Below are 16481 nucleotides of genomic sequence, written 5' to 3' on the forward strand. Positions count from 1 at the left end.
GCTCTCCGTCTTTGAAATGAAATACTTTTCGCTGCGAACGTCTTTGTTTTTACGAACGGCAAAAGGGATAACCGCGAAAACCCATTGGTGGCTACAATGCGCGCGCTTGCCGTTGAATAATCTGCCAGGCCAGAAAGATGTCATCGCGCGTTGTTTTCAAATTCCCAATAGCCAACCGCAGCACAAATTTTCCTCTCAACTTTGTGTGCGACAGGAAAACTTCACCCGTGGCGTTGATTTTTTCCAATAATTTTTCATTCAACTCATTCAACTGATCTTCTGCGAAAGACTGGGGATGAAAACGAAATGCGAGTGTGCTGAACGGCGTCGGCGCCGTCATTTCAAAATCAGGGTGATTGCTGATCGCTTTTGCCAGTTCCTGCGCCCACGCAATGTGTCGCTGAATAACCTGCTGAATTTTTTGCGTTCCGTACGCGCGAATGATCATCCACAATTTCAGGGCGCGAAACCTTCTGCCCAGCGCCACGCCGTAATCCATGTAATTTTTCACGTCAGCATCTTCTGCGGTGCGCAAATATTCCGGCACCAGGCTGAACGCCTGTTTGAGTATTTTCGGTTTCCGGCAAAAAAGCACGCTGCAATCAATAGGCGTGAAAAGCCACTTGTGCGGATTGACGATAATGGAATCCGCAAATTCCCAGCCGCGAAATTTTTCCTGATATTCCGGCAAAACCGCCGCCGCGCCGCCATAAGCCGCATCCACGTGAAACCAAATATCGTGACGCTGACAAATTTCCGCAATTTTCCCCACCGGATCAATGCTCGTCGTCGATGTCGTGCCAATCGTTGCGACTGCGCAAATTGGTTTTTTCCCTGCGGCAATATCTTGTTTTATTTTCTGCTCTAATTCTTGCACGTCCATTTCAAATCGCTCATTTGAACGAATTTTGCGCACGTTTTCCTGGCCGATACCAAGAATAATCGCCCCTTTTTCAATGGAAGAATGCGCCTGGTCAGAAGTGTAAACGGTTAGTGGCAGCAAATCTGTTCTGCCAGCCATGCCCTTTTCGCGAATGCGCAAATTAGCGTATTCCCGCGCCGCCGCCATGGCGCACATGCTGCCCACAGATGCCGTGTCATTAATCACGGCGTCAAATTCTTGCGGCAAACCGACCATTTGCCTGAGCCAATTCAATACCGCTTCTTCCAATTCTGTGGCCGACGGCGAAGTCTTCCAGAGCATGACGTTTACGTTCAGCGCCGCAGAAAGCAGCTCGCCGATGATTCCGGGCGCCGAGCCGGTAATGGAAAAATATGCAAAAAAACGCGGATGATTCCAGTGAGTAATCCCCGGCATGATAATTTTATCAAAATCTTCCAAAATTTCCGCCAGAGGTTCGCCATTTTCGGGCGGCGCAGTCGGCAATTGAGACTTCGTCTCGCCGGGTTTCGTTTTTGCCAGCACAGGGTAGTTGCCAATATTTTTAAAATAATTCGCGATCCAGTCCAGCGCCGCGTCCGATGCTTTCAAGAATTCTTCAAGAGAGATTTCCGCTGATCCGTTCGCTGCAATTTGCTCATTTTCTGTCATTTTTTCGTCTCCTAAATATATTTTGCGCTATTAATGTCCTCTAAAATAATGGATTAAAATAACAAAGTCAAGCGACAAAATGAATTTTGCTATCTGTACAAGAAAAATAAATTCCTGTTTTAGAACTAAAAAATTCCAAATTCAATAGATTTGTGAAGGTTAAAGAAAAATGATGGCTTTGTTGCATAAATTGGAGAAATTTCACACAGGAAGAAGCACACAATTTGCATCCCAAACAAACAAATGCGCCAGAGCGTGCATCCGGCAAAATTTCAATAGCCAAAGCAGAAAGATGTAGCCCACCGTTGGTGTCCTACATCTTTATTTAATCGGGACAAATTTAGAATTCGGCGCGCGGCATTCGGAATTTTGAATTTTTAAATAGCGCGTCCGATAATCAGTCGATCCTAAAATGATTACTGCTGCAACTGAAATATTTTCTGCCACACGCGCGCTTCATTGGGAGCGTCGATCAGAGATTTTTTGTAAGCAGAAAGCGCTTGTTTTTTTCTTCCGTTCTTCGCGAAAGAATCCCCCATGAGTTCATAAGTCACTTCGCTTCCCTTGCCGTGTGGGAAACGGGACGTCAAAACTTCAAATAAAGCCCGGTTTTCAGGAGAATCCTTGAAGCCTGTATATTTCAAACAAAGAGTCAGCAACGAGTTGTACGGCTCAACTTCGTTCTGGGAGACTGGCAGCAGGTTAGCGCTCTGCCGGAGTTTTTCTACGCAAAGAGAATATTTTTTTTGCTCGTACGAAAAAATTGCCTGCGCGAAAAACAAGTAGCTCTGCGAGACAGAATCCAACGGCGCGGCTTTCAGAAAACGGTCAATGGTAGACGAGCCAAGTTCAAATTGCCCCAAACGAGAATACGGAACGATAAAACTCCACACCATTTCATCGTATTTTTGGGAATTTTTCGCAAAATAGTGAGAAGCGAAATTGGCAAATTGATCGATAACCGCGTTGGCTCTGTCGTTCATTCCTGATCGCTGCAAGGCAAGAATGCTGCGCACAAAAGCGCCGTCTACCAGGGCGTCGGTCAGTTTCTCCAATTTAACCGAATCCGGTTTGTCGGGCTGAAATAGCTCGTCAATACCGAAAAAGTTTTCCAAATCGCCAGTACGCAGATTTAACCCCCAGTATTGATTCAAGAAGTGGATGGCTTTTTCATTTTTGCCTGTTGCCAGAAACTGATCTGCCGTGAGAAGATTTTCCTCAGTCGATTCCGGGAAAAAACGGACGTCGCCCAACGAATCGCTCACTGTCATCAAATAAACTTCTGACGCTAAAAAATTAGTCTTTGCAATCAAATAATACGCGCTTTTGCCCGAGACAGGATTTTCATTAATGCCAACCATGTTGTTTCCCATTTTTTTGAAATTTTTTCCGTCAAAACAAATGAGTTGGTGCTTAATCTCTTTCCCAGTGATGATTTCATTTAATTCCTTTTCGTCCTTTCTCGTCCCTGACAATTCTACCAGCGACTCCGGGTAACGAATGGTGAAATACAGTTTTCCCCGACTTTGCCAGCCAAAATATTGCTGCACATTGTCAAACGTCAATTTTACCGTCTGGTTTTTTTGTGCGTCCACAACGAAAATGTTTCTCTTGTCATCGTCAGACACGACACAAGCAATTTTTTGGCCGTCAGGCGACCAGTCTATTTGTTCAATTTTCTGTTTTGTTTGAAAAACTCTCTTTGGATTTTTGCACTGAATATCGGAAACGAAAATCTTGTTTTCTTCTGCCCCGCTTGTTTCATCCGAAATCGCAAAGCCAATTTGGTCTCCCTGCGGAGAAATTTTCAAAGCAAAGAGATTCTCCGTTCGATAAATTTGTGTGGGACGCGAGTCGTCGCTTTTTGTCGTCCAGATTCCGTTCGACCGGCGGTCAGATGCGCCCTCCACCGAAAAAAGTATCGACTTGTTTCGAGAAACCCAAACCGGCGAAATTTTTTGGCAACGTTTTTCAAAAATTATTTTTTTCGCTTCGCCAAAGGCGGAAATACTCAGTAGCCTCAATTTTCCGTTGCCCGTTTCTTCCACGAATAAAATTTGGTCATCCGGCGTTTCCCAGATCGGCGGAGATGTCGGCTGCAATGTTTTGTCGATTTTCCGCGCGGCAATTTTTCCGACAAACTGCGATTTTCCGCCTGCCATTTCATAAGTCCGGACTTCCAATTTCTCCTGCGCCGATTTAAGGTACATCAGAAATTTGCCATCGGCAGACCATCGGAGAAATTGCGCCGAACGGACTTTTTCGTCAATCGGAATTATTTTTTCATTGGTTTTGTCCGCTTTGCTGACGTAAATTTTATTTGTCTGCAAATTGACAAACGCCAGATATTTCCCGTCCGGCGACCAGGCAATTTCGTTTCCCGTGACCGTAATTTCGTTGCACGCCGTCAAATAAAAAACAGCCACGAAAACAAGAGCAATTATTTTAATCAAATTTTTATTTTTCATTTTCGAGCGTTCCTTTCTTCAAATCGTCAATGCGCGTTTTAGCGGCGTCAGACCATGTGCTTTGGGGATATTTGTCCGTCAATTTTTGATAAAATTTCACCGCTTCCGTCGAATCTTTAATTTCAAATTGGTAAATTTCAGCAATGCGGAAATAGATTTCGTCGCGCAATTGCTGTTGAGGGTAGGCATTCAAAAATTCCTGATAGGTAGAGATGGCGCTGTGTGGATTTTTCTTTGTCAGGAAAATTTTCGCTTGTTCCAGATAACTCTGTACCGCTTTTTCGTTTGAAGGGAAAAGCCCCCGCAGTTGCTGGAAAATTTCCACCGCGTCGTTCGGGCGGTCGAGATTTGTCTGGTAAATGTGAGCTAGATTGTAAAGACCGTTGGCGCAAAGCTCGCTTTCCGGATAATTTTGCACTAACTTTTGATAGTAGTCCGCGGCATCTTTGAAGTGGCCAAAGAGTTCATTCAACCGCGCTAATTTAAAACACGCTGTTGCCGCCGCCTCGCTTTCCGGGTAGGTGATGAGTATCTTTTCGTAATCATTCTTGCATTGGCTAATTTTTTCCGCGCAACTCAAAATGTCTCTTTCCAGGCTTTCCGCTTCTTTCAAAATGGCGTCCGGCGTCTCCTTGTGCTGGCAAAAAATAAAAAATATTGCCCCCAGCAGAACAAAAAAAATTGCTGTCTTTTTCATAATCGATTCCTTTTTGTTAATTTGATATTTTCTTAGCCAAACTCGTGGAAACTAATCAGCAATATTTTTCAGTGCGCTAAATTGCGACGGATAATCCGGTTGATTTTCACTTCCGAAAACAGAAGCTGTGGCGCGATAATCGTTCAGGTTTTCGGTCCAGGAACGGGAAAAAAATGTTCCCCGAACGAGGAAATCGAGCCCCAGAACAAGAATCAGCGTTGCCGCAATCGCTAAAATGAGTCTGCGCGTTTGTTGATTCCGATGAAAGTTTTTCCGCCTTGATCGGCGAAGTTTCTTTTGTAATTTTTCATCGAAATCGGCCGGCAAAGCGTCAAATTTCACCTGGTCCATGAGCCGAACGGTTTTCCGAAATTGCATTTCTGCCAAAAGGCAGCTTTCGCAGTGGCTCAGATGCCGGTGAATTTTTTTTACCTGTTCGGTATTTAGTTCACCGTAAATATATGCTGACAAATACCGTTGCACATCATCGCATTTCATGGTAAGCCTCATTAAATTTGGTTGCGGGTTTTGCATTTAAAATTCAAACCCAGCCTGATCGAGATAATTTTTTATTTTCAAAAGCGCGTGATGGACGCGAGATTTTACTGTGCCAATGGGGCAAGTCTGAATTTCAGCAATGTCGCGATAGGCCAGACCGTGATAATGACACAAAACAATCGCCTCGCGTTGATCTTCGGGCAATTGCCCGATGGCTTTTTTTAGCACTGATCGAATTTCTTTCTTTTCAAATATTTCCGCGGGATTTGAGGGATTCATTTCATCGCCGGCCGATTGTAGAGTTAAAAGTGAATCTGCTTCTTTTGACTCAGCCACCAGAGGCACGAATTGCCGTCCGTGATTTTTGCGAAAATGGTCAATGCAAATATTTTGCGCCATGCGCACTAACCACGAGTAAAATTTTCCGCTATTTTTGTATTTGTTTGCTGAATTGTACAAACGGACAAAAACATCTTGCGTCAAATCGGCGGCTAACTCTCTATTTTTCGTTTTCATTAAAATGAATTGAAAAATCGCATATTTGTAACGTCCCACAAGTGCAGAAAAAGCAGCCTCGTCGCCGGAAAGAAATAATTGAACCAGTTTTTCATCGCTGATTGTCACATTGTTTCTCCCTTTCTCTAATATAAACAACGTGAATTTTCTCAAATGGTTCAATCAAAAATAAAAAAAACCAGGCACAAAAAACACAAGCACCTGGTTTCAAATCACAAAAAATATTTTTCAGAATCACATTTTTCCGGGGTAAGCCTTTCCTTCCATCTCTGCGAGAAATTTATCGGCTTCCATTGCTGCGGCAGCGCCGGTGCCGGCAGAAGTGACTGCCTGGCGATAGATATTATCCTGCACGTCACCCGCCGCGTAAACCCCTGCGACGCTTGTCCGTTGTCTGCCGTCGGTTTTGATGATGCCGGTTGCGTCCAATTCGATTTGTCCCTCGAAAAGTTTGGTGTTCGGAATATGACCGATGAAGATAAAAACACCGTCGGTTTCGACAACCGACTCTTTTTCAGTCTTAACGTTTTTGACCTTGATGCCGGTCACGCCAGCTTTGTCATCGCCGACGATCTCGGTAGCGACTGAGTCCCACACAAAATCAATTTTTTCGTTATTTTTCGCCCGCGTCTGCAAGCCAGCCTGGGCGCGCAGTCTGTCGCGTCGATGCACGATGGTCACGGAAGACGCGAATTTCGTCAAAAACAGCGCTTCTTCTACCGCGCTGTCGCCTCCGCCAACGACCACCACTTTTTTCCCTCTGAAGAAAAACGCATCGCACGTGGCGCAGTAAGAAACGCCCCGTCCCACATATTCTTGCTCACCGGGAACATTTAATTTTCGCGGATCAGAACCTGTGGAAATGATAACGGTTCTGGCTTCGTACTCATTGTCGTAAGTTTTTATTTTTAATGGCTGCGCTGAAAAATCAACATCTGTAACTGTCTCAGTCACAATTCTGGCGCCGAATTTTTCCGCCTGATCGCGCATTTTTTCAAAAAGTTCAATCCCGGCGACTCCCTCCGGAAAGCCCGGAAAATTATCAATAGCGTCAGTGATGGTGATTTGTCCGCCTGGCGTATCTCCGGCTAAAACCAATGGCTGCAATTCAGCGCGCGCCGCGTAAATGGCAGCGGACAATCCCGCCGGCCCGGTTCCGATAATAACCACATTCTCCATAACAACATCTTCTCCTAATTCGTTCACATTTTCTCGTTAAAAAATCAGAGGAGTTAGACGCCGACGACTCAAAAAAGTTTCTGCAAATTGAGAGTAAATGCGCCGGAATAGCCATCCATTTGAAAATTCATCCGAAAAGAGCTTTCTGCTTGTTTTTTTATGTTTTTGTTGTACACATGCGTCTGCCACACCGCATCAATGGCGCTAATCAAATGATTTGCCAGAATACTGCCCAGAACCAGAACCGACCGATTTACGGCGCGGTCGCTGGCAATGCGCATCCGTTCGTAGCGCCGACGGTTGGCGTCAGAGTCCCAGTACCAAGAATAATCCGGGTCTGAGTACATTTTGTCGAAATGGCGCATTCGCTGCTGCGCATCGTTGTACTGATCCACATCGTCGTAAAGCCCTAAATTGACAAAAAACTGCGACGGTTTTCCGTTGATGGAAGCGTTCGAATGATCCGCAGCGTAGGTTCGAGCGTCATTTTTTATCCATCTGCCATAGGTGCGAAACGAAAAATAGCCGACCCAGAGTGTAATTTCCGAAATCAGAAAAGCCTTGCCCAGATTTTTTTTGCCTAAATATCTTTCCCCTGATCCTGGCAAAATCAGCGAGCGAAACAGGGCTTTGCCTTTGTTTTTGTAAGCGATATCAGGGCTATTTTCGCTAAATTTCTGCAAGTATCCCGCTTCACTTTTGCTTTGCGAAATCAGCAATTCGGACCGGGCTTGCTGCCACGGCGTTGGCTGGTACCAGGGATTTTCTTCGGCAAAAGAAAAGTTAGCCAAAAAAGTCACCGCCAGAAGCAGCGATATTCTCAAGTCTATTTTCATTTTTTTACCAATTAAATTTAAGCGACAGTACCGGTTCCATGCGATCCACAAAATAGATTTGCTCCATGCGCAACGTTGTTTTCAGCAGCTGATTGTTGTGCATCTTTGCTGTCCAGGCGGCGTCGATGGCGCTCAGCAAGCGGTTGACCATGGCAATGGTGATGCCTCGGCGCGCCGTGTGGTACAAATTATTGCTTAGATCGCGCATGTCCATGTATTTATTAGCGACTGTCAGCGTATCACGAACTTCTTGCATCTCTTCGTAAGTGTTAAATGAGAAATTCCGCTCCATGCCTTCCCAGCCAACGACAAATTCCGAATATTTTCCGAGCATTTCGTAGTACTGCTGCGTCTTTTTGCCGGCATCGATGAGTTCTAACATCGCCGGCGCGTGAGTGTATTTGTTCTCGCCGGTGAGTTCAATGAGATTTTGTCCCTCGGTTTCGTACCAATTTTTCCATTTCAAAGGATCCCAGTGATCATCGGCAAATATTTCAAACTCACCTTCTTTTTTCGCGCCTTTTTGATGGTAAACGCCGTAATAAGTCCAGGCTCCGACTTCTACGAGTAAGAACGCTGCGGCTTTCATTTTTGATCCGACAAACAATTCACCGGCGCCGGGAAGTAGCGCCGAAAAGAACAACGCCTTTTTTGGTAATTTGTATCCGGGAAGCCGTGCCAACTGCTGTTCTCTGGTGAGAGGTGTGGTGTCTTGCTGCGAATCCTGGAATGGATTAAAATAGGCGATTTGCAATTGCGTCATTTTGGAGGGCGATATCACGCCGGAATTGACAGCATGATCTTGAAATAAATCGCCGGCAATGAGCAAATTTGCAGCGCCCAGAAATAATAGTGTCAACAAAAGAGATGTGCGAAATTTCATGTGAATCTCTCCTTTTGCTAATTGCGTTTTTTTCTTTGTGAATATTTTCTAAAATTTCAAAAATTTTTCTCTGTGTCCTCTGTTTGCGCCGTAGGCGCATCCGCATCAGACGTGAATTCCGTGGCAAAAAAATTCAAAAAGCTAATCCAGATAGCCGAACAAGACGCCGAAATAAAATCGCCATTCTTTACCGTAGTCCAGCCTCAAATTGGAAAATTTTTCAATTTTCGTGTAATTATCCAACCCGTAGGCGGCATTGACAAAGATGCGCGTGGGGAAATTGTAAAACGAAAACGCATCGAGCCGCAACTCGACGCCGACATCTTTCTTCCAATGGGAAAAATTGATTTTGTCTTCATTGAAGGCATTACCGTAATCGAAGAACATACCAGCGTACAATTTGTCGAAATAGAGATTGAAAAAACTGTAATCGATGTGCCGGAAAATAGGGAAACGGTACGCAGTGCGGGTGATAATTTTTTTTCTGCCTTCGATGCTGTAAAACGGATAGCCGCGCAAACCGATCAGCCCGCCGGCGAAAAAATTAAAAAATTCGTGCACGGGGCGATCGATCCAGCCGCCGATCAGCTCCAAATTCAGGGCATGATTGTATTTTCCCCACACCGTGAGATATTCTTTCCAATCCAGTTCAATCTTTGAATAGTTGTAATTGTCGTAAACCTCGGTCCAGGTGCCGTATTTGGTCAGTTTGAAATCATTGATAAATTTGTTAAATTCCTGCTGAAAAGTTACACTGACCGCCCTGCCTTTGGACGGATTGATTTCAGAAGTGCGCATGGGCATGACATTTCTGTAGTCCCATTTGAACTGCAAAGTTCTGCCAATGAAATAGCTGTATTTTGTCGCCGGGAATTCAAATCCCTTGTATTTGTACTCCGGCTGCGTTCTCGCGCGATAGTGACTGTAAACGAACGCTGTACGCAAATTCATGTCATCATTCAGCTTGAAATCCATACCCAGATCGACTTCCGTCAAATTGTAGCGATAATTGAAAGTCGTCGTTACAGTATCTGTGGGCGTCAGCGCCCAATCATCTTCTTCGGAGTGATGACGCGTTTGGTGATACGCTTCCAGGAAAATCGTCGGTGTGAACATACGGTAGGTCACCACGCCGAATAAATCGTAATCCATCTGCCGATTGATGGCAAAGCCGCCGAAAATATTGTATTTGTCCAGAATATCCGCCGAGTAAAAATAGGTTCCTAATTTTGTGGTTCCGTAATCGACCATCACCCGCGGGAAAAATGTGATCTTGCCGTAAGTCAAATTGTACGGCTTGGCTTTCAAATCCGGCAATTTTGAATCATCGTAATGGAGCGCGGCCGCGGCAATTTTATCCTGCACTGCCTGCGGCAGCAAATCGCTGCGCGACGCCAACAGCACATTGTCGTCGTAAGCGAGATATTCGCTGTTTTTCTCTGAGACAGGTTCGGGATTTTCAATCAGAGCAATGTGATAGCCGCTGGCGTTGAAATGGCTGTAAAGCAAACGCCCTTGCGCGTCCACGGACGGCGTAAACGCGCCGCCGATGACATTCGTCCATTGCGTGATTTTTTTTGTTGCCAAATCAAGGGAATAAATATTGAAAATGCCGGTCCTGTCCCAGCTAAAATAGACACTCTTGCCGTCCGGCGAAAAAACCGGATCGCGCGCATCGTTGTCATCGGCAATGAGATCGAGATTTTCGCTGCCGTCCGCGGAAAGCACCTCCAACTTTCTGCCTTCGCCAGTGGAATAGTTGTAAATAATCATTTTTCCGTCGGGCGACCACTGCGGTTGAAAAATTTGCTCCCCATTTTCCAGCGCAAAAATTCTTTGTGTAGATTTTTTCTCCAAGTCGTAAACAACAATCTGATTATTGCCGTCTTTGGCAGTGACTAAAACGACGCGTTTGCCGTCAGGCGAAACCTGGGGATAGCGCACCCTCAGATCTTTGGTCAGCCGTTTCTCTTTCTTTTTCTTCAAATCATATTCGTACAAATCGCTGTAATGCGAACCATGTTTGTTGGGGCCGGCAATGCGCGCGTAGAAAAGTTTTTTTCCGTCCGGCGACCAACTGGGAATCGTGCTAATCCCAGATTTGATAAATTTTGTTTTGTTTTTTTCAAAATCGTGAATGAAAAGGCCGGAAATCGAAATGTAATCCGAACCGCGATTGGAAATGAAAGCGAATTTTTTTCCGTCCGGCGACCACACGGGAAACAAATTTGCCAGCCCTTTGTCTTCAACCGGCTTTCCCACGACCCGATGCGCCAGAATCGACTGCACGCGGAAGCGGTACATTTCCTGCAAATATTCTTTCCAATTTCGATACAGTTCTTTCTCGCTGATGCCGGTTACTTTTTTGATCGCACCGTTTATTGTCATGCGCCACGGTTTGTGCATTTCGTGGAAAAGATCGTGCAGTGCCTGATAACCGTACTGATTGACGATATATCTGACCAACGCGACACCGTGGTTGTAAAGTTTCTCGTTGCCGAGACTGGTTTTGCCAAACACGCCCATTTCGCTCAGTGTGAGCATTTTATTTTCCAGCACCGCCGTTCGTAAAATCATGTCACGATGCGTGTCCCAGTTGTCGTAATTGAGCGGCGGCACCTGAAATTGCGCCACGCCTTCCGCCAGCCAGTTGGGAATCACTGTCGTGGCAATCGGGTAAGAAACGATTTGATGCGGAAAGCCGTACAGCACGTAAGGATTTTTTTCCGGCTCATAACCCATGTACTGAAAATAGAGCGCCGGCACTTTGCGCGACAATTTCCGCGCCGCGCCCAGCGAAATCATGTGCACAAACTCATGCGTCACTACATTGCGCAGCCAGTTGTGGTTGCCGCGCAGAATAAAATCCATCGGCGAAGCCCAGACTTCCACTTTGTTGTCGTAATAAAAAGCGGCGCCGTTGGAATAATCATCGTGATCGCGAATAATGAAATGAATTTTTCCGTCCGGTTTGTAGTCGTACAGCGTCGTGATCGCCGGGTAAATGTCTTCGGCGATTTTTGCCACAACTCTCGCCGTTCGTTCAGCTCCCTGATGATAATGCACCTGAAAATGTGGCGTATCAATGGTGTACCAATTTAACTCGGGATGATTGTACTCCACCAATTGCGCTCGCAAACTCATTTGCAGCCCAAAGAAAAAAATTAAAAAGAAAAAAAGCGCTCGTTTCATCAAATATTCCAATAGTCTATTTCATCACTGCAATTTTAATGATGACCGTCTCAGATTTTTTGCTATTTTCCGCGTGCACGCGCGCCAAATAGACGCCGCTCTGCACGTTCGTCAGATCCCAAATCAGTTCGTTGCTGAGTCCGCCAATTCCGGTCGCGGATATTTCTTTTACCAATTCGCCAGCGGCATCGTAAATGCGAACCGACATCGTCGCGTCGTCTTCGAGATAATAGCGAATTGTAGTTTCTTTGCCATCTGCCGGATTGGGATAATTGTAAACTTTTCGTACCGGCATCAATTTTGTTCCACTGGACGGCGCCGGAGTTAAGCTTTTCGCGAAGACAGGGTTGTGAGAATTGTCTTTCAGAAAATCGCCCCAGAAAAGCAAATCACTGTCAAAATCGTAATTCAGATTCCAGACATAGCCGTAGCCGTCACCGGAACGCGCGATGAGATTAAATTTATTTCCATCGAGCGAATTGAGAGAAATCACTGCTGCGACGGTGTCGGAAACGGAAAGCGGAAAATCGCTCCGTTTCTCACCCGCAATTGAAAATGCCGTGATCACTCCGCTCTTTTTGCTGATAAATATTTCCGGGAAATGATCGTTGTCAATATCGGCGATGACCGGTGAGGGATAATAGCCATTCACATTGCCAGGCTCGAAAGTCATGGGAAAATTCGTCACGGAAACGCCATTGTACTGAAAAGCAAAAATTTTTCCGCCCCCGGCGAGCACGACGTCGGGATAGCCGTTGTAATCGACATCTGCGATTGTCGGCGGCGAAAGCGGGCAGTTGGTTTCAATTTTGTCAAAATCGGACAGAACAGAACCATCGCTGCGCAGCACAAAAATTTTACCGCCTGTCGTCGAAATTACAATTTCCGGACTGCCGTCGCTATTGATGTCCGCCACAGCGGGTCCCTGAAATTCCCCGTCCGCAGAAAGCGAACTTTTCCAGACCTGATCGCCTTTTTCGTCCATTCGCAGAACATCGCCGCTGCTGCTCACGACGATCCAATCACTGGAGCCGAAAGGAGTCAGATCAGCGAGACCGATAATACTTTCGTCTGTGAGTTTCGCGTAGAAAAAATAATTTTCCTTAAAATCGAGCACAAAGACATTCCCGTCACTCAGCCCAAGAGCTATTTGCGCGACACTGCCGCTGCGAATTAGTGGAGCAGTCATGATCGGCGACATGACTGTTGCGCGGAAAGGTTCGTCGGCGTAACCATCTCCATCCGCATCACGAGGGTGCCAGACGAAGAGCTCGCCCTCAAGAGAAGCGGCGATGACTTCAGGTATTCCGTCCTGATCCATATCCGCCACAGACGGTGGATACGGAAAATGTTCATCGGGAACACTGGCGAAAACAGGTAGCGGTACCAGAACTGTGTCGCCGTTCAATTTGACAATTTTCGTTTTTTCATCATTTTCAAAAAAGCTGCTGCCGTCGCTGTGCCAGGCTAAAATTTTTCCGTTTTCCGTGGCAGCGATCATTTCTTGGCTTCCGTCATGATCCAGGTCAGCCGCGACGATGGGGCTCATGCCGGAATTTTTTCCCAAAAACACTGGGAATCCGGGACGAAACTTTTTAATTTCCAGCGAAAAAGTCATCACAGAATCCAGATCGCTGAAATTGGTCAGGTAAATTCCGCTGCTGGCGCCGGAATAAGCATTGGAATTAGGCATACTTGTCGGCGTGAATCGAACGCTGTCGCTGTCGTTCGCCCAAATGTGATCTTCGTTTTTGCTCCACCAAAAATCGTAAGCGCTGCCGGCGCTGAAACCGGTGATGCCGAAAAAATTGTAAAAATAACCGATGTCCTGTGCCCCATCGGCTTCAACAACGTCCACACCGCGGTGGTGCATGTCCGCATTCACGCGATTGCTGGCAAAATTTTGCTCGATGACCTGCTCGTCGATGTGCCAGATGACAATTCCCGAACCGGGCAGTCCAAAGTCGTACTCGTCGAGATCCACAACTACGCCCAATTTCTGAATGGACGCCGGTAAAATAATATCGCCGTTATCGTTGAATTCGATGCGGTTGCCAAATTCGTCGTGACCGATGGCAATAGCGCGCGATTTCAGCACATTTCGCTGGCGATTTTCGATCAAAAAATATTCTTTGGCATTGATAGGAATTTTGTAAATTTTATTGAAATTGGCGGCAAGGGGAGCAGCAACAGGAATATTTTCCCCGGAAAAAATCGTAATCGGTTCTTCCCAGCCGAGAAAAATTTTGCTCCACGCGCAAGGTTGTACCGGAATGAAGCCGGAGAAACTGCCTGATCCCTGATCCATGATGCCGAATCGTCCGATACCAGGCCGGCCGCTGTCCGTGTCAAACAGATTAGGCAAACCGAGTTGGTGTCCCATCATAATGACTGCCGAGCCCAGCATGGCAATTTCCACGCCGCTCTGGCTTTCGGTCTCCGGCAAAATAATTCCTTCGGAAACGATATTTTGATCGTTATTGACGCGAATCCCCTCGAAATTGGGTTCGTCTTTGCCAATAGTTTTTTTCAAATCGTTCACATTCAAAAAAACCGAAGGAATGTCGCTGGGCGTGGTGTCAAAATCCTGACTGAATTCCGAGCCCACGCCGGCGTGAAAAATAATGTACACATCGAATTGAGAAAAATCGATGTCGCTATTTTCATCCGCCGTCTGAATGGCGTCGCGGAAAAGTTCCGCTAATCCCTGGTCTAATGGTTCTTCACCGGCATTGGGATTGTAATATGCCATTGGCTGCGGCAGAGAATAGGCGCTGTCCTGCTGCTGCGGAAAGACAAAGTAGTTCTCCGCGCCGTCGGAAATTTGCAGCGTCAATTTTCCGCGTGACACATTCTCGTAATAATTTTTCAGTGCTTTCAGTTGGTTGATAAAGTAATTGCGATTATGAGGCGGGGAATTTATCACAATCGAATCCGGCTGGGACAAATCAAACAAGCCGTTGCCAGTGGTCGTGCGATCGTTATCCGGCTGAAATTGGACGCGGAGCGCTAAAATTTTCAGCGTATCCGGCAGTTCAGCTTTCAACTGAGGAGTTTGCCCATTCTCTCCGGAAAAAATATTTTTCACGAATCGCTGAGACAGGCTGCTTTTGTAATAGCGCGGCATTTTTTTTTGTTCATTAGGCCGGCCTGTGGTGAATGTCAGGAATAAAATGAGCGGCACAAAAAGTAATCGTTTCACACGCATATTTCCGTCGTTCAATTTACATGATTAAAATCCGCAAGCGACGACCGCTTGCGGATTCGGCGAATTTTTGGAAAACAAGGAAAATTTCAATCAGTCAATTTCATTAAAAACCGATTTGCATCGTGTAGCGCATGGTATTCGCCAGCGGGTGTCCCTGTTCCGCGGAGACGTAACTGAAATCAAAGCTGTACAGTGAATATTGAATGCCGGCGCCGAAAGTCAGGTATTTTACCTTTCCTTCTTTGTCAAAATAGTAGCCGCCGCGCAGGGCGATGAGATTGTTGTAAATATATTCGATGCCAACGGCGCGCGTGATTTTGTCCAGCTCGCGCTGAAAAGGCTCATCGTACCAGGACGTAATTATTGCCTCATAAAACGGATCAGCTTGATCGTTTTCGTTTTTAGGCGGAGTGACCAATAATTTGTTGATCTCCGTGGAAAGAGTCAATTTATTGTATTTTTGATTGATGAGATGAAAAGCAAAACCGGCGCGAAAATTTGTCGGCAGCGGGTCTGCCTGGGCTTCGTCGATGTAAACAATTTTCGGTCCCATGTTAGTGATTGCCATGCCATATTTGAGGCGATCATTGAGAAAAGGGAAGGTGTACAAAAGACCGACGTCAAAAGAAAAGGCGCTGGCCTGTCCTGATCCTTTTTGTTGACCGGCGCTGAACGGAGCCAAATTGCTTCTGATGAACCGTAAACCCACGCCAACGGCCAGATCGTCTGTGACGGTTGTCCCGTAAGTCGCTGCGATGGCGTATTCGCTGCTGAAAAATTTCTCAGTTGGATTGCCAAATTCATCCATCCCTTGATTTTCGCCCATGTTGATGTAAGCGACATTCACGCCGATCGTTCCCAGACCTTCGATGCTCATGGTAAATGCCAGGTAATCATAAAACATATCGGAGACAAGTCCCGGCAGCCAATTTACGTGCATGATAGTGGCTTTTCGGCCGTAAACATAAGCGAGTCCCGCAGGATTGTAGAAAGTTGCATACGGGTCATCGGCGATGGCGACAAACGCATTTCCCATGCCCGCTGCGCGCGATCCCGGCGCAATCATTAAAAACAAAACCGCAGCTTCGCTCACTGCAAACGCTTGTTGTGCGCCAATGACGATTAGCAATAGCAAAGAAATGATGACGATTGAGCGTTTCATGTTAAACTCCTCTTGCGAATAAAAAATGAATATTATTGCCTGCTTCAAAAATATCTTTTAAAAAAAATCCGAATGAGAAAGGTCTCCCCTCCAAAGAGCAAGGCATACCTCCAGCATTCGGAATTTCGCTGCCATTAAAATTCTTACCAATTTAGCCCTGATGTAGATCGTTTCGTAGAAATTCATTTCCATTAATCTTATCAAAATTCAATTCAATCTCTGATTCCGTATCAAATTCTCTCTATCCTGCCTCCGTTCTCATTCAATTTAACATATTATTTTTTAATAAA

At 45.9% G+C, this 16481-nt stretch carries 11 protein-coding genes; all 11 read right to left on the bottom strand.

Features of this window, described 5'->3' with window-relative positions:
- Positions 1–91: 91 nt before the first annotated feature.
- The 11 genes from GXO74_10170 to porV all read right to left on the bottom strand — a co-directional run bounded on the left by GXO74_10170 (position 92) and on the right by porV (position 16191).
- Complete coding sequence (locus GXO74_10170) at positions 92–1552, bottom strand: amino acid decarboxylase (GenBank protein NOZ62034.1); 1461 nt, start codon at positions 1550–1552, stop codon at positions 92–94.
- Positions 1553–1968: 416 nt separating this feature from the next.
- A complete protein-coding gene (locus tag GXO74_10175; GenBank protein NOZ62035.1) occupies positions 1969–4020 on the bottom strand; it encodes a WD40 repeat domain-containing protein in 2052 nt (683 codons plus the stop codon).
- Positions 4010–4717: a tetratricopeptide repeat protein gene (locus GXO74_10180; GenBank protein NOZ62036.1), complete on the bottom strand. Its 708-nt coding sequence runs from the start codon at positions 4715–4717 to the stop codon at positions 4010–4012. Before GXO74_10180 ends, GXO74_10175 begins: the two co-directional genes overlap by 11 nt.
- Before the next feature lie 51 nt (positions 4718–4768).
- The gene (locus GXO74_10185) at positions 4769–5215 is read right to left on the bottom strand and encodes a hypothetical protein (protein NOZ62037.1); all 447 of its coding nucleotides are present in this window, start codon (positions 5213–5215) and stop codon (positions 4769–4771) included.
- Between the two features lie 36 nt (positions 5216–5251).
- Positions 5252–5839, bottom strand: a complete 588-nt coding sequence (locus tag GXO74_10190) for a sigma-70 family RNA polymerase sigma factor (protein NOZ62038.1) — start codon at positions 5837–5839, stop codon at positions 5252–5254.
- Between the two features lie 126 nt (positions 5840–5965).
- The gene (trxB, locus tag GXO74_10195; GenBank protein ID NOZ62039.1) at positions 5966–6910 is read right to left on the bottom strand and encodes a thioredoxin-disulfide reductase; all 945 of its coding nucleotides are present in this window, start codon (positions 6908–6910) and stop codon (positions 5966–5968) included.
- Between the two features lie 68 nt (positions 6911–6978).
- Complete coding sequence (locus GXO74_10200; protein NOZ62040.1) at positions 6979–7746, bottom strand: hypothetical protein; 768 nt, start codon at positions 7744–7746, stop codon at positions 6979–6981.
- Between the two features lie 4 nt (positions 7747–7750).
- Positions 7751–8629 (bottom strand): hypothetical protein, encoded by an 879-nt coding sequence (locus GXO74_10205; protein ID NOZ62041.1) that lies wholly within the window; start codon positions 8627–8629, stop codon positions 7751–7753.
- A 141-nt stretch (positions 8630–8770) separates the two neighbouring features.
- Positions 8771–11821, bottom strand: a complete 3051-nt coding sequence (locus GXO74_10210) for a biopolymer transporter Tol (protein NOZ62042.1) — start codon at positions 11819–11821, stop codon at positions 8771–8773.
- A gap of 16 nt (positions 11822–11837) precedes the next feature.
- The gene (locus GXO74_10215; protein ID NOZ62043.1) at positions 11838–15023 is read right to left on the bottom strand and encodes a T9SS type A sorting domain-containing protein; all 3186 of its coding nucleotides are present in this window, start codon (positions 15021–15023) and stop codon (positions 11838–11840) included.
- Between the two features lie 109 nt (positions 15024–15132).
- Positions 15133–16191: a type IX secretion system outer membrane channel protein PorV gene (gene porV, locus GXO74_10220; protein NOZ62044.1), complete on the bottom strand. Its 1059-nt coding sequence runs from the start codon at positions 16189–16191 to the stop codon at positions 15133–15135.
- Positions 16192–16481 lie beyond the last annotated feature (290 nt).

The organism is Calditrichota bacterium, from assembly GCA_013152715.1.
GTDB lineage: Bacteria > Zhuqueibacterota > Zhuqueibacteria > Thermofontimicrobiales > Thermofontimicrobiaceae > 4484-87.

What these genes read in the sequence shown, in the direction of transcription:
- GXO74_10170 (NOZ62034.1), bottom strand. Translation starts at nt 1,552, where the DNA reads ATGACAGAAAATGAGCAAATTGCAGCGAACGGATCAGCGGAAATCTCT.
- GXO74_10175 (NOZ62035.1), bottom strand. Translation starts at nt 4,020, where the DNA reads ATGAAAAATAAAAATTTGATTAAAATAATTGCTCTTGTTTTCGTGGCT.
- GXO74_10180 (NOZ62036.1), bottom strand. Translation starts at nt 4,717, where the DNA reads ATGAAAAAGACAGCAATTTTTTTTGTTCTGCTGGGGGCAATATTTTTT.
- GXO74_10185 (NOZ62037.1), bottom strand. Translation starts at nt 5,215, where the DNA reads ATGAAATGCGATGATGTGCAACGGTATTTGTCAGCATATATTTACGGT.
- trxB (NOZ62039.1), bottom strand. Translation starts at nt 6,910, where the DNA reads ATGGAGAATGTGGTTATTATCGGAACCGGGCCGGCGGGATTGTCCGCT.
- GXO74_10200 (NOZ62040.1), bottom strand. Translation starts at nt 7,746, where the DNA reads ATGAAAATAGACTTGAGAATATCGCTGCTTCTGGCGGTGACTTTTTTG.
- GXO74_10205 (NOZ62041.1), bottom strand. Translation starts at nt 8,629, where the DNA reads ATGAAATTTCGCACATCTCTTTTGTTGACACTATTATTTCTGGGCGCT.
- GXO74_10210 (NOZ62042.1), bottom strand. Translation starts at nt 11,821, where the DNA reads ATGAAACGAGCGCTTTTTTTCTTTTTAATTTTTTTCTTTGGGCTGCAA.
- porV (NOZ62044.1), bottom strand. Translation starts at nt 16,191, where the DNA reads ATGAAACGCTCAATCGTCATCATTTCTTTGCTATTGCTAATCGTCATT.